The sequence below is a fragment of the Pseudomonas frederiksbergensis genome (genome assembly GCF_003732665.1).
In the GTDB taxonomy this organism is placed as follows: Bacteria; Pseudomonadota; Gammaproteobacteria; order Pseudomonadales; family Pseudomonadaceae; genus Aquipseudomonas; species Aquipseudomonas frederiksbergensis_G.
Genome location: NZ_MOBP01000012.1, coordinates 131,929 through 155,059, shown reverse-complemented (window position 1 = coordinate 155,059; position 23,131 = coordinate 131,929). Strand labels below are relative to the sequence as shown.

General features: G+C 64.5%; 4 protein-coding genes. All 4 read right to left on the bottom strand.

Going from position 1 to position 23,131, the window contains the following annotated elements; genetic code table 11:
- Positions 1-55 precede the first annotated feature (55 nt).
- From BK665_RS18300 to BK665_RS18285, 4 genes are read right to left on the bottom strand one after another with little or no spacing between them, the layout of a single operon-like run.
- A complete protein-coding gene (locus BK665_RS18300) occupies positions 56-241 on the bottom strand; it encodes an MbtH family protein (protein WP_123407888.1) in 186 nt (61 codons plus the stop codon).
- On the bottom strand, positions 234-9,287 hold the full coding sequence (locus BK665_RS18295; protein ID WP_185076586.1) for a hybrid non-ribosomal peptide synthetase/type I polyketide synthase: 9,054 nt from the start codon (positions 9,285-9,287) through the stop codon (positions 234-236). Before BK665_RS18295 ends, BK665_RS18300 begins: the two co-directional genes overlap by 8 nt.
- Entirely contained in the window at positions 9,287-13,399 is a 4,113-nt protein-coding gene (locus tag BK665_RS18290) for a non-ribosomal peptide synthetase (protein WP_123407884.1), read from the bottom strand. The genes BK665_RS18295 and BK665_RS18290 overlap by 1 nt, the downstream gene beginning before the upstream one ends.
- Positions 13,396-23,127 (bottom strand): non-ribosomal peptide synthetase, encoded by a 9,732-nt coding sequence (locus BK665_RS18285; RefSeq protein WP_123408423.1) that lies wholly within the window; start codon positions 23,125-23,127, stop codon positions 13,396-13,398. Before BK665_RS18285 ends, BK665_RS18290 begins: the two co-directional genes overlap by 4 nt.
- Positions 23,128-23,131: the final 4 nt, after the last annotated feature.

The window sequence follows — 23,131 nt, the reverse complement described above, 5'->3', positions numbered from 1 at the left end:
TCGACTGCAAGGCCGCTTTCGCGAGCAAGCCCGCTCCCACAGGGGGTTGCGGTGTTCATTTCTTCAGCGACCGTGGTCGCATATCGGTCCAGTGTTCAGCGATGTAGTCCAGGCAAACCTGGCGCTCGCCACGCTGCCCCGCCTCGGTCCAGCCAATGGCCATCGGCTTGCCCACCGGCCATACCGAGTACTGGCCCTGATCGTTGATCACCACATCGAATTGCGCTTGTGTGTCACTCATGCTGATGAACCTCCCCTGATGGCGAATCCGTGCTGATGATGTCGGCGATGTCCCGTGCCCATTGGCCGGCGACGATGCCGTAGTGATCGGTGTCCAGCGCCTGCCAACTGCGCATCCGCGGCAACAGCCCCTGCCAGGCAAGTTGTAGATCGGCGATCTGCCACGCGCTGCCCATGCCGTAGGGATTGGCGCGGGTGGCGATAAACAACCGCGTTGTTGTGTGTTCCAGGCGTGACGGCTGATGCCCGGCCATGCTCGCGATGTTGTTTTTGCAACAGGCGACCAGGCTTTGCAGGTAGCGCGGCACGTCGTCTGCCGGCGCGTCGTCGGGCCGGCGTGCGGAAAACTCGCGCTGGAACACCTGTTGAATGTGCTGCTCGTCGATCAAGGCCAGTTCCGCACCGGCATCCGGCGCGGGCGGGTCGATCAGGTAGAGCAGCGGCTGGCGCAGCCCCGAGCCCTGCGCGAGGCCGCACATGGCCTGCGCCACCCAGGCGCCGAACGACCAGCCTGCCAAGCGCCACGCAACGCCCTCGGGGTGATGCGCCTGCACCGCGTTCAGATAAAGCGCTGCGCGCTCCTCCAGTGTGATGTTCGGCAACTGCGGCAAACGCAACGCCGGATCAGCGATCACGCACACGCCCAGGTCGGGATGCAGCGCCGAGACCAGTTCGCGGTAAGCCTGGACATCACCACCCACCGGGTGGATCAGGTACAGCCATTCTCGCCCTGCCCCTGGGTGCCACTGATCGATCTGCACGCCGTCGTCCCAGGTGCTTGTCACGCTGCCACTGGCGCCATCGAGCAATGTCAGCACCTCTTGCAGGCTGACTTTGTGACTGAACTGCGACAACTGGAACACCTCACCGGTGACCGATTGCAGTTCGTCGATCAGGTCGAGCAACGTCAGGGAATCGGCCCCGAGGTCGTACAGGGAATCGTCGTCCTCCAGCGCCGACACGCCGAGCCATTTGCACAGGCATTCCTGCAAGTGTCCGCGCAGGTCCACGGTCGTCGGGGTCGGCGCATTCGCGGCGCCATGCCGCACCGGATAAAAACGCCGCGCCGTGTCGATGCCGGTGGTGGAGATCAGCAATTGTGGCAGTTGCGCCGTCAGGGCCAGGTCGAACACCCGGCAGCCCTCTTGCGCCGACAGGCCCACCGTCAGATGCTCCTGATGCGCGGCATCGCTGGCGCCACTGGTGGTGGCCATGCCGACGTCGCGCCAGATATCCCAGTTGATGCCCAGGCGCAGGCAGTCAGCGTTCGAGCGGTAATGCACGAAGCCGTCGAGCACGCCACTGGCCGCCGCATAGTCCAGATGCCCGGCGCCGCCGAACAGCGCCGACATCGACGAGCAGTACAGGACAAACCCGGGCGCCAGGTGCTCGATCAAGGCTTCAACCGCAAGCATGCCGCGGGTCTTGGCCGCCATGGCTTCGCCCAGTTGTCGGGCGTCGCGATGGCGAATCAGGCTGCCGGCACCGACGCCCGCCGCGTGGATCACCCCGGCCAGGCGACCGTAACGCCGCACCAGTTGCTCCAGCACCGTTGGCCAGCGCACCAGGTCGGCGATATCGGCTTGCACGCAGTCGATCCGCGAACCGTAGGCCGCCAAAGTAGCGGGTAATTCGCCCTTTCTTGAGAGCAGAACGACCCGCCGCTGCGGCGCCTGCAACAGGTGTTCGCACAGGGTGCGACCGATACCGCCCGTGCCGCCCAGTACCAGAAACGTGCCGTCCATGGGCAGCTTGCTGGAATTCGATGCCGTGGCCGGCAACGGACTGGCCATCAACCGTGGCTGCCACAGATAACCGCCGCGCACCGCCATGCGCCGGGGCAATGCCGCCGGGTCGCTGAGCAACGCCGCCAGTTCTGGCGCATCCAGCTGCGGCGATGGCCAATCCAGCCAGTGACAACGCACCGGGTATTCCTGGGGCACCACCTCGGTGATGCCCGCCAGCGCCGCCAGCTCGGGGCGCGCCACGTCGCCGTCCACCGGACAGGCCTGCCACGACATCAGCCACAATCGCAGGCAGGCCGTACGGGTGGATTGCCCCCAGGCCTGCATCAAGGCACTGACGGTATCCACACCGGCCCACTGTGCGGCAGCCAGGCTTTGCTCATTCACCACGCCGGTCACCGACAGCGGCAAAGCGTGCAGCCAGTCCAGTTCGACCAACCCAGGCTCGGCCACTTCGCTGAGCAGTCGGGTCAAGGCCTGCGCGTCCAACGGGTCCAGTTCGAAACGATCCGGGCCATGGCGCTTGAAGCCATTGCCGGCGCGGACCTGAATCACGCGTTTATAGACAGCGTTCAGGCTCTCCAACAACATCGCGTCGGGGGCCTCGTTACCACAGAGGACCAGGGTTTCACGTTGAGCGGCAACCGCCGTATCCAAGCGTCGAACGCGTACCCACTGCCGCTGGTAGAACCACTGCGCCAACGGCTGCTGCGCAATGGCCGTCTCAGGCTCCGCCACGGCAGACGCCTGAAAGCGATAGCGCTCCAGATCGAAGGCCGAGGGCGGCAGATCCCATGGCGGTGGTGCCGAGCGACGGGGCCAGTCGAGGGTTGCACCGTCGTACCACGCCTCGATCAACGCCGGAATTGAATGTTCGTGAGCATCGAGCCGCACGCCGGACGCGATCACTTCCTTGATCAAAGAGGTGTCCAACACATCACCCGCTCGATACGCCATCGCCAGGCGCCAGCGCAACTGACGACGACCCGATTGCAAGTGACTGAGCAACGCTTGATGACGCTCGGGAAACGCCTGCAAATAGCCTTCGATGGCGGCAACATCCCGCAGCAACGCCGAACGGCTGTGGGCCGAAATCATCAGCAGCGGCAACGTATCTTCAGCCGCCACCTCGTGCTGCTGCGCGGCTCCGACAATCACATGGGCGTTGGTGCCACCAATGCCAAAACTGCTGACCCCCGCCACACGCCGACGCCCCTCGGGCCATGGCCGTGAAGTGGTCGGTACATAAAACGGCGAATGCTCAAGATCGATTTGCGGATTGATCCGGCCAAAGCCGAGGTTAGGCGGCACCACGCCGTGGAACACCGCGAGGCTGGCGCGGATCAGCCCGACCACCCCCGCCGCCGCGCCCAAATGGCCAATCTGGCTCTTCACCGAAGCCAGGGCGCAACGACCGGCCGGGGCATCGCCGAATGCCTTGCTCAACGCCGCCACCTCGACCGGGTCACCGAGCAAGGTGCCGGTGCCGTGGGCTTCGATGTAACCGATGTCCGCACCGGTCAGCCCAGCCTTGCCCAGAGCTTCGCGAATCACCGCGCTCTGCCCGGCCACCGAGGGCGCGGTGTAGCTCATCTTGTCGCGGCCGTCATTGTTCAGTGCCGAAGCCTCGACCAATGCGTAAATCCGGTCACCATCGGCCCGGGCCTGGGCCAGGGGCTTGAGCACCACCACGCCGTAGCCGCTGGCGCCGATGGTGCCGCTGGCGTCGTCACTGAACGGCCGGCACAGGCCATCACTGGAAAAAATGTGCTGCGAGCGGTGGCGATAGCCGTCGGTCAAGGTCGGGTCGATCAGCACGCCCGCCGCCAGCATCACATCGCTGTCACCCTGGCGCAGCATGGCACTGGCCAGATGCACGCCGATCAACGAACTGCCGCACGCCGCTTGCACGCTCATGGCCGGACCGGTGAGGTCGAGGTGGTAAGCGGCTTTGGTCGCCAGGAAATCCTTGTCGTGGTGCAGCGCCATCTGGAAGCCGTCCGGCAAATCACCGTCGGCGCTCTCGCGCAACATCTGCTGGAAGTAAGTGGTTTCGCCGCAACTGGCGATTAAACCGATGCGCGGGCCGTCGGCGGACGGCGTGATGCCGGCGTGTTGCAACGCCTGCACACAGGCCATCAGCAAGTGCCGCTGCTGCGGGTCCATCAGGCGTGCTTCCTGGCGGCTGATGCCGAAATATTCAGGGTCGAAATCCAGCATTCCCGCCAGTTGACTGCGGGCACCGACCCGCCCATCCGTTGCCGGGAAATGCTCGATACCCAACGCGCCACCCTGGACCATCGCCCAGAACTCATCGAGGTTTTGCGCCCCGGCGACGTTGACCGCCATGCCGATGATCGCCATGGGCTGTTGCCCGGTATCGGCGTGGCGCACTCGCTCAACGGTGACCGCTGGCGCGCTGGACAAGTGCGCCGCCAAGCGCCGCACCGTCACTTGCTCGAACAGGTCAGCCATCGCCACGGTGTGGGGCAGTTCCTTGTTATAGCGGGCATGCAGGCGCATCAGGCCAAGGCTGGTGGCGCCAGCCTCGAAGAAGGTTTGATCCGGTTCGATATCACGGCCGATCACCGCGCTGAACAGGTCGCTCAGTTGCTGTTCCAGTGCGTTCAACGGTGTGACCGTTGCCGCTGAGCGCCGGCGCTCCAGCGCTTCGCCCAAACCGTTCAACGCCTTGCGGTCGATCTTGCCGCTGGGGGTGCGCGGCCAGGCGTCGATCCGTCGATATTCATCGATGCGCACATGGGCCGGCAGTTGCCGGGCCACCTGACGATCCAGCACCTGCGCCGTCGCCGGTTCGCCGTCCAGTTGCAGGTAAGCGGTCAGGCGCGGCGGTTCGGCTTGAATCGTCACCACCGCGTTGATCACTTGCGGCACCTGCATCAGCGCCGCTTCAATCTGCCCCAGCTCCAGGCGATGGCCGCTGAGTTTGATCTGTTGGTCGTCGCGTCCCAGGTAGTGCAGACAGCCGTGGGCATCGGCCCAGGCCAGGTCGCCGGTGCGATAGAACAGCCGGGGCTCACCCTCGGTTTGCGGCCGTTCGATAAAGCGTGCGGCGTTCAGCGCCGGGTCGGCGAGGTAGCAACGGGAAATCATCGGCCCCGCCACCAGCAGGTAGCCACGGCTGCCCTTCGGCACCGGACGTTCGTATTCGTCCACCAACAGCAATCGGGCATTGCTGACCGCGTGGCCGATGGGGGCGCGCAACGGCCAGTCCCGGGCGTTGGCCGGCAAGCGGTACGCGCTGACGACGTGGGTTTCGGTCGGGCCGTAGTGGTTGAACAGCGTTGCCTGCGGCAGGCCGGCGAACCAGGTTTTCAGCGCGTCGGTACAGAGCAACTGCTCCCCGGCCGTCACCACTTCCCGCAGCGTCGGCGGGTACAGGTGTTGGGCGACGGCGGTTTGCGCCAAATGCTGCAAGGCCACGCACGGCAGGAACAGCCGTTCAATCCGCGCCTCGACCAGATACGCCAACAATGCCTGGGCATCCTGCCGCCAGCGTGGGGTGATCAGGTGATAGGTGCCACCGCCGCACAAGGTGCCGAAGATCTCCTGGAACGACACGTCGAACGACAACATGGAAAACTGCAGGGTCACCGATTTGGCCGGCAACTGGCCCTCGGTGCGCTGCCATTGCAGCAGGTTGCACAGGGTCCGGTCCGGCACCTGGACGCCTTTAGGCGTACCGGTGGAGCCGGAGGTAAACAGCGTGTACAGCGGACGTTCGCCGGTGTGGCGTGGACGCTCGAACGGTTGGGCTTCGGCGCTCAGATTCACCCGTTGCAGGGGGAAGCGACTGGCGTTCAGGTTATCCAGCGCCGCCTCGGTCGCGGTGCTGAACAACAGGCAATGGGGCTGCGCTTGCTCCAGCACCTGGCGTTGCACGGCGAGCGGATAACCGGGGTCCAGTGGCACGGCGGTAAGGTTGAGTTTGGCCAGGGCCAGCAAGGCGACGATGTGCTCGACCGAGGCTTCAAGGAACAACACCACATGCAGCGGCTCATTGTCGCGATTGGGCAACGGATGCTGCTCGATCAGGGTCGCCGCCAGGGTATCGGCCAACGCATTCAACTCGCTGTAACTCAGGCGTTGCTGCCCGGCAACCAGCGCGGTGGCGGTTGGCGTGCAATGGACCTGATGCTCGAACCAGTCAGCCATGGTGCTGAACGGCGCCGCGCCGCTGGCGCCTTCACTGGCCAGCGGCAAGTGCTGGCGATAAGGGCCGAGCAGCGTGTCCAGGGTCGCCGCCGGGGATTGCAACAGCAAGTCGAGGCCACGGTTGAACAGCTGATTCACCGCGCGCATCTGCGCTTCATCGAAGTAGCTGCACTGGTATTCCCACCAACATTCAGCGCCCACCACCAGCAAGGTCAGCGGGCATTTGGCCTGGAACTGCTCGCTGAATTCCAGGGTCGCCCGCAAGCCTGAATCGGCCAGCGCGGCGTAATCGGTGTTTTCCAGCACAAACATGAAATCGAACAACGTCGCGCTCGACGACAAGCGCAGGTCTTCCACCACATCCGCCAGGGCGACGTCCTGCAACGCCAGCACCTCGCGCACGGTGGCGGTCTGGCGGCGTAGTTGTTCGCCCAGTGCCAGGGCGTTATCGACGGTGGTCGGGATCAGCACGGTGTTGGCGAACATGCCAACGGTGTCTTCGAACTCCGCCAGGGGCCGGTTCGACACCGGGCTGGCGATGCGTGGCCGCTCGCTGCCGGTCAGGGCATAGAGGCTCCAGGCAAAGACACTGAACAGCACTTCGAAACGGGTCAGGCGTTGCTGGCTGCAAAACTGTTCTAGAGCGGCGTTGCGTGCGCCCCCCAATGGCTGGCGATAAAGCCGTGCTTGCGGGCTGACAACAGCCGTGGGCAGCAGCGCCGGTGATGGCGCTTCCTGCTGGCGGTACAACTGCGCCAAGGCCCGGCGCTGGTCGCGGTAATGCGGGTCGATGCTCCATTGGCCTTGCCACTGGCCAAATTCCAGTGCGCTCAGGCGTGGGGTCGGTTCAGGACTGGCGCGACCTTGCACGGCATCTTCGTACAGCGCGGTCAGGTCGTCGAACAACAGGTTCATCGACCAGCCATCGACGATGATGTGGTGCATGTTGAGCAGCAACCGACAACTTCCATCGGCGAAGGGCAACAGCCAGGCCTGGAACAGCATGGGCGTGGCCAGATCAAACGGGGTGCCAAACACCATCGCTGCGAAGGCCGACCAGGTGTCCTCGGTAAAATGCGCCAACGTGCGGCAAGTCGAACCCTGCTCGGCAATCACCTGATCGAGGCCATCGGCGCCGGGCGCAAATGACGTGCGCAGCCCCGGATGACGCCTCACCAGACGCCCCACGGCCTCGGCCAATGCCGATACATCGACACCCGCCGCCAGGTGCAGAATCAGCGGCACGTTATACGCGGTGGATGTCGGCTCAAGCTGCTGCATCAGCCACAGGCGTCGTTGCTCGGCGGTGGCCGGCAAACGACGGGCGCTGCTGATCGCGGGCGCGGGCGGATAGATAACGCTGTCCTGCTGGCTGATCAGGTGTTCTGCGAGTACCGCAAACGACTCGCTCAGTAACGTAGCGACAGGGATCTCACGCTGCCAATGGCTGCGAATCGCCGAACGCAGGCGCATGGCTTTCAGTGAATCGCCGCCACTGCCGAGCCAGTCGTCCTGGGCGCCCAGGGCCGGTTGACCCAACAGTGAACGGGCCTGTTCCAGCAACCAATTCAGAGCCGGTGATTCGTCGCCATCAGTCGATGCCAGTGGCCGCCACGGCATCCACGGCTGGGCCAGCAACGCCTCGCGGTCGATCTTGCCATTGGCGGTCAGCGGCAAACGCTCCAGCAGAAACAACTGGTGCGGCCGCATGTAGGACGCCAATTGCTCCCGAAGATGCGCGTCGAACTCAAGGTAATCCAGACCTTCCCGGGGCACGATAAACGCCAGCAACTGATGATCTTCAGCCGCCAGACGTCGGGTGCAGACATAGGCCTGTGCCACCCGTGGATGCTCAAGAATCCGCAGCTCCACCTCCCCCGGCTCGATGCGAAAACCCCGGACCTTCACCTGACGGTCAACCCGGCCCACGTATTCAATCAACCCTTGGTCGTTGACCTTGACCCGATCTCCCGTGCGGTAGTGCACCTGGGCGCCACCGTCGAGCCCGGGCAAGCGCACAAAACTGCGGGCGGTGTCTTCGCCACGGTTGCGATAGCCACGGGCAACGCCGCTGCCACTCAGGTACAACTCACCCACTTCACCGCCCGAAACCCTTTGCTGTCGCTCATCCAACACCTGAACGCCAGTGTCCGGCAGCGCTCGGCCAATCGGCACCGACAAGCCGCAGAAGTCCCGGGCAATCGGATAGCACAGGGCAAACGTAGTGCATTCGGTGGGGCCATAGACGTTGAAAATCTGGCACGGGCTCTCGGGATTGGCCTTGTACCAGGCGCGAACGGCCGCCGCGCTGATTTGCTCGCCACCGATCAACACCTGACGCAGGCTGGCGAAACACGCCGGGAAATCCGCGCTCAAGGTGTTGAACAACGACACGGTCATGAACAGGTTATCGACCCGCTGTTCCTCCAGCACCCGCGCCAGGCGACGCGCATCGAGCACGTCTTCATCGGCGATCATCACGCAGCAACCGCCATTGAGCAGTGGCGCCCACAGTTCGAAACTGCACGCATCGAAAGCCGGATTGGACAGGCAGGCAAAGCGGTCCGTGGGGCGAATCTCGATGTAACCACCGGTTTGCGTCAGGCGCAGCAGGCCGCGCTCGCCGACTTCCACCGCTTTCGGTGTGCCGGTGGTGCCCGAGGTGTAGAACAGAAAACTGACCTCGGCGAAGGTATCAGCCAAGGGTTGTGGGGGTTGGTCCGGGTGGTCCAGCAGCGCTTCGACGGTGGTGTGCCAAAGCGAGGATGCCGAGGCCCAGTCCTCATCCGGGGTGATCAGCCCTACGCACGCGGCATCGGCGAGCATCAGCTCCCGGCGCTTGACCGGGCTGGCACGGTCCAGCGGCACCACCACGGCCCCGACTTTCAACGCACCCAGTATCACGGCGAGCCATTGCCAGGAGCGTGGCAGGCACAGCGCCAGGGATTGCCCTGGTTGCACGCCACGCGCCTGCAAACCCCGGGCGATGCGTTCGCTGGCGCTGGCCAGTTCGAAGTAAGTCAGCCGTACCTGTTGATCGATCACTGCCAGGGCTTGGGGATCGTTGCGCACGTGTTCGGCAAACTGAGCGAGCAACGTCGGCGTATTGTCCTTGTGCGAATTCATCATTTCGCCTCCTGCGCGTCGAAGCGTTGCAGCTCCTGCCTGAGGGTCTGGGAGACCCGGTGCACTTCCGTGGTTTCGAGCATGTCCCAGTGACCGCCATTCACCAGTTTCGCCAGGTAGCCGTCGCCGGCCCGCCGCCGCCAGAAGCCCCGCAGTTCATGCAACTGCTGGCGACTGAAGCCTTCCCTGGCCTGGATCAGCACCACACGACCGGCCCGTGGCGCGCATTCGTAGCCGGCCATGGCCAGGCGATTGTGGTTGTAGAGATGGAAATAACGCTCGACCTGGGCATCTTCGATGCCGGGGTACATGCCGTTGAAGCGCACCAGTTTGTCGCGGAATTCGGCCATGTCCACGGTGCCGATCTGCTGACGGAAACTCGGGTCATCGCTGCCCTGAGTATCGAGCAACACCAGCGTTACCTGACGATGCCCCGCCGCTGTCAGGCGCTTGGCCATTTCGTAGGCCACCAGGCCACCGAACGACAGCCCGGTGAGCACCAGCGGTTGTGTCGCCAGCGGTTCGATCAGGCGCAGATAGGCTTCGGCCATCGATTCCACCGTCGGCTCGGTGGCCTCACCCGGATTCAACCCCGGCGACTGAATGCCGTAGACACCGACCGCATCCGGCAGCACCTTGGCCAGGGACAAATAACAAAACGCAGTCCCGCCCGCCGGGTGAATGCACACCACATTGCGCCGCCCTTCGCCGCGACGGAATTCGATCAGGTTGCTCTGGGCTGCCGCCGGACTGGCTCCGGCGCGCAACCAGCCACCGAGGGCTTCGATGGTCGGATAGCCAAGCACCACGCGCACCGGCACCTCGACGCCAAACGCCAAGCCGAGCTGGTGGGCCATTTTGATCGCGGCGATGGAGGTGCCGCCGACGTTGAAGAAGTTGTCGCGGATACCGATTTGCGGGGCCAGCAGCAAGCCTTTCCAGATTTGATACAGCGCCAGTTCGATATGGTCCCGAGGGCTGCTGAGGTTGACCTGACGATCAGCCAGGTCTTGATTGGCCAGGGTCGTCAGGGCCACGCGGTCGACTTTGCCATTGGCCGTCAGCGGCAAGGTGTCGAGCCATAGATAGGCGCTGGGCAGTACGGCGCTCGGCAAGGTCGTCGCCAAATGCGCGTGCACCGCCGACTCTTCCAGGGGTTCACTCACCGCACAGCACGCCACCAGCCGCTGGTTTTGCGCCGTGTCGCCGACCATCAGCACCACGGCGGCGCGCACGCCCCGGAACGCCTCCAACCGCGCCTCGATCTCGCCCAATTCCAGACGCACGCCACGCAGCTTGACCTGAAAGTCGTTGCGCCCGAGGAATTCCAGTTGGCCGTCCGGACGATAGCGCGCCAGATCACCACTGCGGTACAGCCGATCACCGGGCACGAACGGGTTGTCGATAAAACGCTCGGCGGTGAGTTGCGCCAGCCCCAGGTAACCCCGGGCGACGCCGACGCCGCCAATGTGCAACTGCCCGGTAACGCCCGCCGGCACTGGCCCGTCGCGCTCATCCAGGACGTAGAAACGGTTGTTGGCGATGGGACGGCCAATCGGCAGTTGCAGGGCCGGCACGGCGGCGCCGGGCTCCAGGGTCCAGACGCTGTTGATCACCGTGGTTTCGGTCGGGCCGTAGACGTTATGCAGGCGAGCATGGGGCAGCCGTTCCTGGAAACGCCGGGCCAGCGCCGGTGGCAGTTCACCGCCGCCGCTGAACACATCAGTCAGTTCGGTGCAGAGGCTGACCTCATCGACCTCAAGAAACAGTTGCAGCATCGCCGGCACAAACACCAGGGCCGTGACCCGCTGTTCGCGCACCACCCGAGCCATGTAGCCCGGCTCCAGATGACCGCCGGGGCGCGCCACCACCAGCCGTCCGCCGGTTGCCAGGGGCCAGAAGGTTTCCCAGGCCGAGGCGTCGAAACCGAAGGGGATCTTGTGCAGCATCACCCCGGATTCGCCGCAGATTTGCGAACACCACAACAGCAGATTGCTCAGGCCGCGATGGGCGACCATCGCGCCCTTGGGCAACCCGGTGGTGCCCGAGGTGTAGATCACATAGGCGAGATGATCGGGCATGACGCCAACGCTGCGCGGGTCGGGATTGTCCGGCGACAGTTCGGCCCAACTCGCGGCGTCGGCCTTGAGGTCGAGCACTGGCGCTTCCCAGGTCGAACCTTGCAGCGCCTCGCGCAACACTCCTTGGGCCGAGCCGAGGGTCAACAACACCGCCGGGGTGCTGTCGCTGAGCATGTGGCTCAGGCGCCCGACCGGGTAATTCGGGTCCAGCGGCACATAGGCACCGCCAGCCTTAAGCACTGCCAGCAGCGCCACCGGCAGCTCCAGCGAACGCTCGACGCACACCGCCACGCGCACGTCCGGTCCGACGCCCAAGGTACGCAAATACTGCGCGAGACGGTTGGCCTGGGCATTGAGTTCGCCGTAGCTCAACGACTCGGATTCGAACGACACCGCACAGGCCTGGGGATCACGGACGACCTGGGCTTCGACCAGTCGGTGCACACAATCGGCCGGTTGCCCCAGCGGCGCGGTTCGATTCCACTCCACGAGGATTTGCTCGCGCTCAGCCTCGGCTAATAACGACAACCCGCCAATCGCCTGCTTCGGATCGAGGGCAATCTGTTTCAGCAATTGCCGGTAATGACCGCTCAAACGCTCAATGGTCGCAACGTCGAACAGGTCGGTGTTGTATTCCACCAACAGGTTCAGCCGCCCTTCCCGTTCGACCCATTCAAACGCCAGGTCAAACTTAGCCGTGGCGCTGCTGGTGCCATAGGGCGTCAGGTTCAGGCCGGGCATCTGCACCCCGCCACCAGGGGTGTTCTGCAACACCATCATCACTTGGAACAGCGGCGAATGACCGGTATCGCGGGGTGGGTTGACGGCCTCGACCACGCGGTCGAACGGCACGTCCTGATGGGCGTGGATGTCGAGCATCTGCCCGCGCACGTCACGCAGCAGTTCGGCGAAGGTCTGTTGCGAATCCAGACGCTGGCGGATCACCAGGGTGTTGACGAAATGCCCGATCAGCGGCTCGATTTCCGGGCTGCTGCGGTTGGCGAACGGCGTGCCGATGCACAGATCCTGCTGACCGCTGTGGCGCCACAGCAACACAGCGAGTGCACCCAGCAACACGTTGAACAGCGTGCCTTGGGTCTGCCGCGCCAAAGCGTTGAGTTCCCGCAGCGTGTCGCCGTCGACGGATGAACTGAACGTGGCGCCGACGTATCGCTGCACCACTGGCCGTGGCCGATCCGAGGGCACGGTCGACAGTGACGGCGCATCGGCCAGGGTCCGGCGCCAGAAATCGAGCTGGGTTTGCAGCGCATCTCCGCCCAGGCGTTGCTGTTGCCAGCAGGCGTAGTCGGCGTATTGCACCGGCAACGGCGCCAGGCTCGACGGCTCGCCGCGCAGGCTGTCGCCATAGAGGGTGGTGACTTCATGCAGGATCACGCCCATCGACCAGCCGTCGGCGATGATGTGATGCACGCTGTAGAGCCACAGGTATTCGTCGTGGGCCAGGCGTAGCAACGAGGCGCGCAGCAAGGGGCCGGTGGCGAGGTCGAATGGCGCCCGGGCTTCGTGATCGACGGCTAGCCGGACTTTCTGTTCGCGCTCGGCGACTGGCAGATCCCGCAGATCCGTGACCTGTAGCGCCAGCGGCATGCTCGGGTGCACCACTTGACGCGGTTCACCCTCGACGCTGCAAAAAGTAGTGCGCAGGATTTCGTGGCGGCGGATCAGTTCGTTCAACGCGCCTTCCAGCCGCGACACGTCCAGCGTGCCCTTGAGCGTTACCGCCGTGGGCACGTTGTAGAAGGCGTTGCCCGGTTCCAGTTGATCGAGGAACCACAATTGCCGTTGGGAAAACGACAGCGGCCAGTGCGCTTCGCCAGCCGTGCGCAACGGAATCGCCGCAGCGTCCTGGCCACCGAGCAACCCGATCAGCTCAACCTTGTGGCGCTTGAGCGCCTGCAGCATGTCTTGCGTCAGAAAGCCACGGGGCGCCTTGCAGCGCAGTTTGTCGCCGTCCACTTCAAGGACCACGTCATGACGAGCGAACAGCTCCAGCAATTGATAGGCGTTCATACTTCAAATTCCTCCATGTCGCTGTCGTCTGCGGGCTGATCCGTGGCAAAGCTCTCGACTTGCATCCGCTGTTGTTGATCGGCGGTACGCAAGCCTCCGACCATCGAGTAGATCAACTGGTGGCTCGGCCCCAGGTCGAACAGCACCGGCAATTGCTGCTCCTCGATAGAACCGACGCCGCACAGGCCCAGGCCCTGCTCGACAGCGGTCATGGTCAGCAATTGCGCCATGGCCCCGGTTTCGATGTGGCAGAAGTCACGGCTGCGTTCGCCGTACAGCGGACGGATCGCCGCCATGTCGGCAATGAAAAACAGCGCGAACGCGGCGTTCTCGTACACCGGGCGATTGACAAAATAGTCATAGGTGTCGGGGTCGAGCACGCCGCTGTCCAGAGCCAGCAAGCGGTGCTGGCGCGGGTCGTAGTAATAGGCGCGACCGGGCACGCCGAGCACCCGCTCCGGTTTGACATAGAGGTAGGCCTGGATCGGGTACAAACCGCCCGCCGAGGGGAACTGGTATTTCACCTCGCCGTCGAGTTGGCCCTGGGCGAGCGCCGCCATCAGCTCGGCAAAGGCATGGGTGGCGATGGGTTGCGCGCCGTACTGGCGCACCGAGCGGTAAGCGCTGAAACGCTGGGCGAATGCCGGGTCTTGCGGCAGCGTCAACGCCACTTCTGGCAACGCTTGGGCAAAGTCGCGACGTCCGCGCTGGTCAGCCTTGAACTGCGTCCGCAGTTGCGGATCTTCGATGACTTCCTCGGGGCTGGCCGCGCGTTGTTGCGCGCTGCTGACCAGTTCCTGTTGCGCCAGATTCTGCCGGTACATGCCAATCAGGTGCAGCAGCGTCGGCTGCGCCAACAGTTGCGCGACGTGGGGTCGGAAGCGCAATTCGCTGGACAGCGCGTTGCTGATCCGCACGATGTCGATCGAGGTCGCGCCAAGGTTCAACAGGTTGGCATTGCCGGCAATCCCGTCGCGCTTGAGCACACCTTGCACGATAGCGACCAGCCGCTGTTCCTCGGGGCCATCGACTTCCAGCGCCGGACCGGATTGCGCCACTGGCGAGGGCTGCGGCAGGCGTTTCTTGTCGACCTTGCCGTTGGACGACAACGGCCAGGCATCGACGAAGGTAAACGACGACGGCACCATGTACGCCGGCAGTTTATCCGCCAGGTACTGCACGAAATCCCCGGCCTGCAACGCCGGATCGGCCTTGAGCACATAACCTGCCAGGCGTTTTTCGCCCAACGTGCTGCCGAGAATCTGCACCACCGCGCCTTGTACGCCGGGGTGGCGATTGAGCGCTGCTTCGATCTCACCCAGCTCGATGCGATAGCCCTGGACCTTGACCTGATTGTCTTCGCGGCCAAGGAACTCGATGTTGCCGTCGGGCAGCAAACGCCCGAGGTCGCCGGTGCGATACAGCCGTTCGCCCGTCAGCGGGTGCGGGAAGAAACTGCCGGCGCTGAGTTTTTCATCGCGCCAGTAACCCTGGGCCAAGCCGATACCGCCGATGTACAACTGCCCCGCGACCCAAGTCGGGCGCACTTGCAGGGCTTCGTCCAGTACGTAGAAGCGCTGGTGATCCAGGGCCTTGCCGTAGGGGATGCTGCGCCACGCCGGATCGACGTGCTGCACCGGGTAGCAGATCGACCAGATCGACGCTTCAGTGGCACCGCCGAGGCTGAACAGTTGCGCCGAGGGCTGCAAGGCCCAGAGCCGCTGCGGCAGGGTCAGGGGAATCCAGTCGCCGGAGAGCATCGCCAGCCGCAGGCTGACCGGCAGCACGTCGCCCTCGCCTTCCACGTATTCGAGCAACATCCCCAGCAGGGCCGGCACCGAGTTCCACAGGCTGACCCGATGGCGCTCGATCAAGTCCCGCCAATGCGCCGGGTCGAGGGCCAGTTGCGGTTCCAGCACCACCACCGCCGCGCCCACCGCCAGGGTGCCGAAGAAGTCGTAGACCGAGAGGTCGAAGCTCAGGGACGAAATCGCCAGGACGCGGTCCGCCGGGCCGACAGCGAAGCGCCGGTTGATGTCGAGCAAGGTGTTGACCGCGCCGCGATGGTCGATGACCACGCCTTTGGGCAGGCCGGTAGAGCCGGAGGTGTAGATCACGTAGGCAAGATCCGTGGGGGCTACGTGCACCGGTTGCAGCATTGGCTGATCGCCCGCGACGTCATCGGTCACCGCAATGACACTGACCTGTTGTGGCCACTCGATCATCCCGAGAAGCGACGGTTGGGTCAGCACCAGACTGACTTCGGCCCGTTCAAGAATATGCCGTACCCGTTCCGCCGGCAGCGTCGGATCAATCGGCAGGTAGGCGCCGCCCGCGTACAGAATCCCCAGGGTCGCCACCACTTGCTCCCAGCCGCGTTCCATCATCACCGCGACCAGTCGATTCGGCAGCACACCCCGTGCCTGAAGCCGAGCGCCGAGGGCGTGTGACTCAACCCGCAATTGCCCGTAGCTCAGTTGCCGTTGCGCGGCGATCACCGCGACCGCCTCCGGAGTGGCGAGGGCCTGACGCTCGAACAATTGGTGCATCAATGGCAGCGTTTCCTGGCTGTCGAGCGGTGCCGGCAAACGCGCCAACGGCAACAGTTGCGGCGTACTTTCACCCCAGGCTGACGGCTCCAGCAAGCGATCCAGCAACGCGTTATAGGCGATGAACATCTGCTCGATCATGCCTTCCGGAAACAGCTCATCGATGCTGTCCCAGTTGAACAGCAGCCGCCCTTCCAGCTCCAGCAGCGTGTGGTCGAGCCACACCTGCGGGGTCTGGGTGATGCTGTGCATGTGTTTGGCGTTCAACGCATCGGCGAGGTTGAACTCGGCCAGTTCCGGCGCCGCCTCGGACAACGTGCTGTTAAAGACGATGGGCATCGCCGTCTGCTGCACACCCCGGGCCTGGGACAATTCCCGCAGTACGCGCACACCGCTGACCACCGAGTGATCGATGTCTTGCCACAGCTGTGCCTGCACCGCCCGGGCTTTGTCGGTGAAACTCGCCGCGCCGGCAATATTGACTTCCAGCAGCACCAGAGAGGTGAAGTCGCCGATGATTTCATCGACGTCGGGGTGCAACGGCAAGCGGTTGAACAGCGGCAGGCTCAGGGTAAAGCGCGGCTGGCGACTCCACAGCGCCAGCACTTCGCTGAACGCGGTCAACAGCATCACCGACGGCGTGACCGCGAACTGCTTGGCCACGGCTTTCAGTTGTGCCCATTGTGCCGCCGGCATGTCGCGGTCGCGGCGGGTGAAGTGCGGGTTGGCGATGCTGTCCGGCTGGCGCACCAGGGGCAAGTCCGGCGCTGGGGCCAACGTCGTCACGCGCTCACGCCAGTAACCCAGCGCCTGTTCGTAGCGCGTGCCGCTGCGCAATTGGTGTTCGGCCAGCACGTAATCGCGGAAGGTCAGGCCCGGTTCAGGCAGGGCCAGGTTCGGCTCGGCGTAGAACGCCATCAGCTCGCGGGCGAGAATCTGCGTGCTCGCGGCATCGACAATCAACGCGTCCAGGCTGATGTGCAGATGGGTGATGCCGTCATCGAGCAACGACAGGCTGAACTCAAACAACGGCCAGCGGCTGGCGTCCAGCACCTGATGGGACTGGCGTTCGCGGGTGGCGTGCAAGGTTTGTTGCGCCACCTCGGCGGGCAAACCGCGCAAGTCGCTGCGGGGCATGGTGTAGGTCGGCACCTGCGCCAGGACCTGTTGTGTGCCGTCGCTGAGAAACACCACGCGCAGCATGTCGTGACGCTGAATCATGCGATTCAGCGCTAGCTCGAAGCGCGCTGCGTCGAAGTCGGGAATGCGCAGTTCTTCATAGCCGTGGGCGCTGACCCCGCCGAGGCTGACCGTGGCTTCGCGGCCGAACCAATAGGCTTGCTGGATATCGGTCAGGGGGAACGGCGCATGCCGGGCCTCGCGGTCGGCTTGGAACTCAGTGAAGGCCGGTTCGATCCGCGTGTCGTCGCCGCGCCCGGCCTGCACCTGGGCCGCCAGGTCCATCAGCACCGGGGTCTTGAACAGGCTGCTCAGGGACAGTTGCGCGCCCATGCGCTGATTGATCGCGTAGATCATCCGCGTCGCCAGCAGCGAGTGGCCGCCAAGGTCGAAGAAGTTATCGTGAATGCCGACGCGCTCGCACTTCAGCACTTCTGCCCAGATGTCGGCCATGTGTCGTTCGTTGTCGTCCCGGGGCGCCACGTAGGTCGCCCCGGCGCTGCGTTCCGGCGCGGGCAGTGCCTGGCGGTCGAGCTTGCCGTTGCGGGTCAGCGGCAGTTGCGCCATGGACACCCAGGCACTGGGAATCATGTGCTCCGGCAAGTGCCGTTGCAGTTCGGCGCGCAGGGTTTCGCTGGAGGCCGGACCGACCACGTAAGCCACCAGGCGCTTGTCCCCCGCAACGTCTTCACGTAACAGCACGACGGCTTCCTGCACGCCGGGTTGCTGTTGCAACAGGCTATCGATCTCGCCGAGTTCGATACGGAAACCGCGCAGTTTGACCTGCTGATCGATCCGCCCCAGGTACTGCACGTTGCCGTCGGCCTGGAACCGCGCCGCGTCACCGCTGCGGTACATGCGCGCCCCGGGTTCGGTGCTGAAAGGGTCCGGCACAAAGCGTTCGGCGGTCAGGTCCGGGCGATTGAGGTAACCCCGGGCCAGGCACGCACCGGCGATGTACAACTCACCCGCGACACCGACGGGAACCGGGTTCATGTCCAGGTCCAGCACGTACAACCGCGCATTGGCGATGGGTCGGCCAATCGGCGGCGCATCCGGCCAGTGCTCGGCTTCGCTGCACGACAGGCTGAACTGGCTGACCACATGGGTTTCGGTCGGGCCGTACTGGTTGTGCAACTGCGCACCGCCGAGGCCACGCACGAAGCCGCGCAGTTCATCGTTGATTTGCAGGGCTTCACCGGCGGTGACGATTTCGCAGCCACCGGCCGGCATCGGCGCATCGGCCTCGGTCAGGCCGGCAAGTTGCTGCAACACGGCAAACGGCAGGAACGCCCGCTGCACGCCTTCGGCCACCAGGCTCGGGCGCAGCGCGGCGAGGTCTTTGCGGCTGTCTTCGGTCATCAGCAACAGGCTGGCGCCCTGGCACAGGGTGCTGCAGATTTCCTGGAACGACACGTCGAAATTCAGCGAGGCGAATTGCAACACCCGGCGTGGCGCCGACGCTTGATCGAGCTGCCAGGTGATCAGGTTATCCAGGGCCCGGCGGCTGTGGGCCACGCCTTTCGGGCGGCCGGTGGAGCCGGAGGTGTAGAGCACGTAGGCGAGGTTGTCAGGGCTGACGGTCACTTGCGGATTGCTCTCGCAACAGAGCGCCCATTGCGGCGCGTCGGTGTCCAGGCAGCAGATGGTCAACTCATCCGTGACCCCATCGCGCAGTGCCGATTGAGTCAACACCAGGGTCGGTGCGGCGTCGCTGAACATGAACGCCAGACGCTCGCTCGGGTACGCCGGGTCGAACGGCACATACGCCGCGCCGGCCTTGAGGATCGCCAGCAAGCCGATGACCATCTCCGGCGAACGCTCCAGGCACAGTCCCACCCGATGCTCGGGACCCACGCCTTGTTCGATCAGGTAATGGGCGAGTCGGTTGGCGGATTGATTCAGTGCTGCATAGCTGAGTTGCCGGTCCTCGGCGAGCAACGCCACCGCGTCAGGCGTGTGCCCGACCACCGCTTCAAACCGCGCCACGCAATCGGGCATGGCCGAGGTGTCGCGCTCGGTGCGGTTCCAGTCGTGGACGATTTGCTGATGCTGTTGCGCGCTGAGCAGATCGATGCTCGACAACGGCTGATCCGGGTGTTCGACCATCTGCATCAACACCCGACGCAGGTACTCGCCAAACTGCGCCACGGTGCCCGGTTCGAACAGGCCAGAGGCATATTCCAGGCCACCGACAATCTGCCCGTCACGCTCGCTGAGCGCCAGTTGCAAATCGAACTTGGCCACATGATGGCTGCTCTCCACCGGGGTCACGTCGAGCCCAGACAGGATCAAGTCCGAGTCCTGATCCTGCTCCCAGGCAAACAGCACCTGGAACAGCGGACTGTGGGCCAGGCTGCGAGGCGGATTGAGCAATTCCACCACTTGCTCGAACGGCAGATCCTGATGTTCCTGGGCCTCCAATGCGACGCGGCGCGCCTGTTGCAGCCATTGCGCCACCGACGGCGCGCCGGAGCGGGTCATGCGCAGGGCCAGGGTGTTGACGAAGAAACCGATCAGGCCTTCCAGCTCCTGCTGGGAACGGTTGGCGGACGGCACGCCGATCACCACGTCGGTTTGCCCGGACAGACGCGACAACACCAGCGACCACGCCGCGAGCAACGTCATGAACAGCGTGGTGCCCTGCTGCATGCACAAGGTCTTCAGTTGCGCGGTCAACGCCCGGTCGAACACCAGCGGCACGAAACCGCCAAGGTAATCCTGCACCGCCGGGCGCTTGTGATCCGCCGGCAGTTCCAGCAACACCGGGGCGCCGCTGAGGGTGTCGCGCCAATAGCGGCTCTGCTGCTCCAGCACTTCGCCGGACAACCACTGACGTTGCCACACGGCGTAATCCACATACTGCACCGGCAGCGGGGGCAAGGGATCGTCGCGATCCTGGATCGCGGCTTCGTACAACAGGCCCAACTCACGGGTCAGCACGCCCATCGACCAGCCATCGGAGACGATGTGGTGCTGGGTCAGCAGCAACACATGATCGTCGTCGGCCAGGCGCACCAGGCTGACGCGCATCAGCGGCCCCTGGGTCAGGTCGAAGGGCTTGGCGCCCTCCTCGTCGATCAACTGCGTCAGACGTGCCTCGGGCTGTCCTTCCAGGTCAATCACCGACAGCTTGATGAACTGCCACAGCGCCGCGACCCGTTGCCGCCCTTCCCCTTCAATGGCGATGAACGTGGTGCGCAGCGCTTCATGGCGCGCCACCAGTTGATTGAAACTGCGCTCCAGAGCCGCGACCTGCAACGGACCGCGCAAGCGCAGGTTCAGCGGCATGTGATACGCCGCGTTGCCCCCCTCCATTTGCGCCAGGAACCACAGGCGTTGCTGGGCAGACGACAACGTTTGCGCGCCCGACCGCTCAATAGCCGTGATCGCCACGCGAGCCTTGCCCTGGTTGAGTTTCAGGCGTTCGGCGAACTGTTGCAGCACCGGCGCGGCAAACAGCGTCGAAGGCGCCACTTCCAGGCCCAGTGTGTGACGGATTTGCGCCAGCACGCGCATCACCAGCAGCGAGTGACCACCGAGGGCAAAGAACTGATCCTGACGCCCGATGGGTTCGATGCCCAGCACGTCGGACCAGATGCCGGCCAGGGCAATTTCCAGTGCGCCCCGTGGTGGCTGGTAATCGCGCTGGTCGAAAGCCTCGGCGCCCGGCACCGGCAACTCGGTGCGATCGAGCTTGCCGTTGGCGGTCAGCGGCAGCGCCTCCAGACGCACGAACGCCGTGGGCACCATGTAATCCGGCAGGCTGACGCTCAGTTGTTCGCGCAGCAAACCCGGGCTCAGTGCCGCGCCTTTGCTTTCGCAGTAGTAGGCGACCAGTCGCGATTCACCGACCGTGTCCTGGCGCAAAATCACCAGGCTTTCCCGTACCCCGGCGATATCCGCCAGACGCGCTTCGATTTCCCCCAGTTCCAGACGCAAGCCCCGCAGCTTGGCCTGGAAGTCGTTGCGCACAAGGAATTCCAGATTTCCATCCTGGCGATAGCGCGCCATGTCGCCGCTGCGGTACAGACGCTCGCCCGCCACGAATGGGCTGTCGATAAAGCGTTCGGCGGTCAGTTGCGGCAGGTTCAGATACCCACGGGCGACACCGACACCACCGATGTGCAATTGGCCCGCGACGCCCACCGGCACTGGCGCGCCCAAGGCATCGAGCAAGTAAATCCGGGTGTTGGCCAGGGCTCGGCCGATGGGCAATACGCCTTGCGCCACGCTGTCGGCGTTGAACTCGAAACAGGTACTGTCGATGCTCGCTTCGGTGACGCCGTAAGCCTGGACGATTTGCACGTGATCGCCGCACAGCGTGCGTAATTGCCGGGCGCTATGGGCGGTCCAGATGTCCGAGCCGCAGACCACGGTGTGCATGAATGACAGGTCATGGCCGGTTTCTTCCAGCCAGGCCAGCAAGGGGTTGAGCACCGCCGGCACGAAGTCGGCAAACCCGATCCGTGCCTCGCTCAACAGGCGATAGAGCGCCGCCGGGTCCATCAGCGTTTCACGCGGGCACAGCACCAGCGTGCCGCCAAAACCCAGTGCGCGGATCAGATCGGCGCTGAATACGTCGAAGGAAAAACCGGCCATTTGCAGGTGATTGAGCGGGCCGCCCAAGGCGTACAGCTTTTCCCAGGCTGCACTCACCGCGATCAGCCCACGGTGCTCGACCATCACACCCTTTGGCGTGCCGGTGGAGCCCGAGGTGTAGATCACGTAGGCCAGGTTTCGCGGGGTCACCCCGACTGGATCGGGGTTGTCCGATGGCTGTGATGCCCAGTGGCTGGCGGCGTCCAGCTCCAGCAACGTCGGGGCGCTGGACGAATGCGCCACGGCGGCGTCGAGGGCTGCTTTTGCCGGGGCGTGGGTCAACACCACCACAGGCGCGCTGTCGACGAGCATGTGCGCCAGGCGCGCGGTGGGATACGCCGGGTCCAGCGGCACATAAGCGCCGCCGGCCTTGAGCACGGCGAGCGTGCCGACCAGCATGTCCAGCGAACGCTCCAGGCACAACCCGACCCGCACGTCCGGGCCGACACCCAGGCTGCGCAGGTGATGGGCCAGACGGTTGGCGCGGGTGTTGAGTTCGCCGTAGATGAGCACGTCATCGCGCAAGCGTGCGGCAATGGCACCTGGGTTACGCAGAGCCTGGGCTTCGAATAATCCGTGCACGGTTTGATCGGCGTCGAACGGCTGTTCGGCGCTGTTCCAGTCGTGGACCAGGCATTGGCGTTCGGCATCGCTGAGCATGTCCAGGGCCATCACCGGGCGCTCTGGCTGCGCAATCATCTGCGCCAGCATTCGGCAAAAGTACCCGGCGAAACGTTCGACGGTGGTGGCGTCGAACAGCGCCGAGGCGTAATGCAAATGGCCGCTGATGCCCTCTGCCGTTTCGGCCAGGACCAGTGTCAGGTCGAACCCGGCAGGCAATGACGGCGATTGATCCCAGACAAACAGCACCTGGATCAGCGGATGGTACGCGGGGCTTTGTTCGAGGTGCAGTTGCGCCACCAGGTGTTCAAACGGCAGGTCCCGATGTTCCTGGGCGCCGAGCAACACTTCGCGGGTGTGGTCGAGCAGTTGGCTCGCACAGTGCGCGTCAGCCAGGGACAGACGTAGTGGCAGAGTATTGCCGAGATCTTCAGTGCGCGTCCCGATCATCACCTCGCGCTGGCCGGACAACCGCGCCAGCACCACGGCCCAACCGGCCAGCAGGGTCATGAACAGCGAGGTGCCGTGGCGTTGGCCCAGGGCCTTGAGCCCTTGGCTCAATGGCGCGTCCAGCGTCAGCACCTGCGAAGCGTATTCGTCATCCTGCTCCGCCGGTCGCGGCCGGTCGGTGGGCAACTCCAACAACGCCGGGGCGTCGGTCAGCCGCTCGCGCCAGTAAGCGCTCTGGTCGGTCAGTGCCGGGGGGACGGATGGATTTTCGGGTAAAGCGGTGGGCTGCGCGGAGGTCGTCCCACGCAAGGAAGATTTATCGAACATCAGG

Coding starts and splice junctions, on each gene's coding strand:
- BK665_RS18300 (WP_123407888.1), bottom strand. CDS start 241: ATGAGTGACACACAAGCGCAATTCGATGTGGTGATCAACGATCAGGGC.
- BK665_RS18295 (WP_185076586.1), bottom strand. CDS start 9,287: ATGAATTCGCACAAGGACAATACGCCGACGTTGCTCGCTCAGTTTGCC.
- BK665_RS18290 (WP_123407884.1), bottom strand. CDS start 13,399: ATGAACGCCTATCAATTGCTGGAGCTGTTCGCTCGTCATGACGTGGTC.
- BK665_RS18285 (WP_123408423.1), bottom strand. CDS start 23,127: ATGTTCGATAAATCTTCCTTGCGTGGGACGACCTCCGCGCAGCCCACC.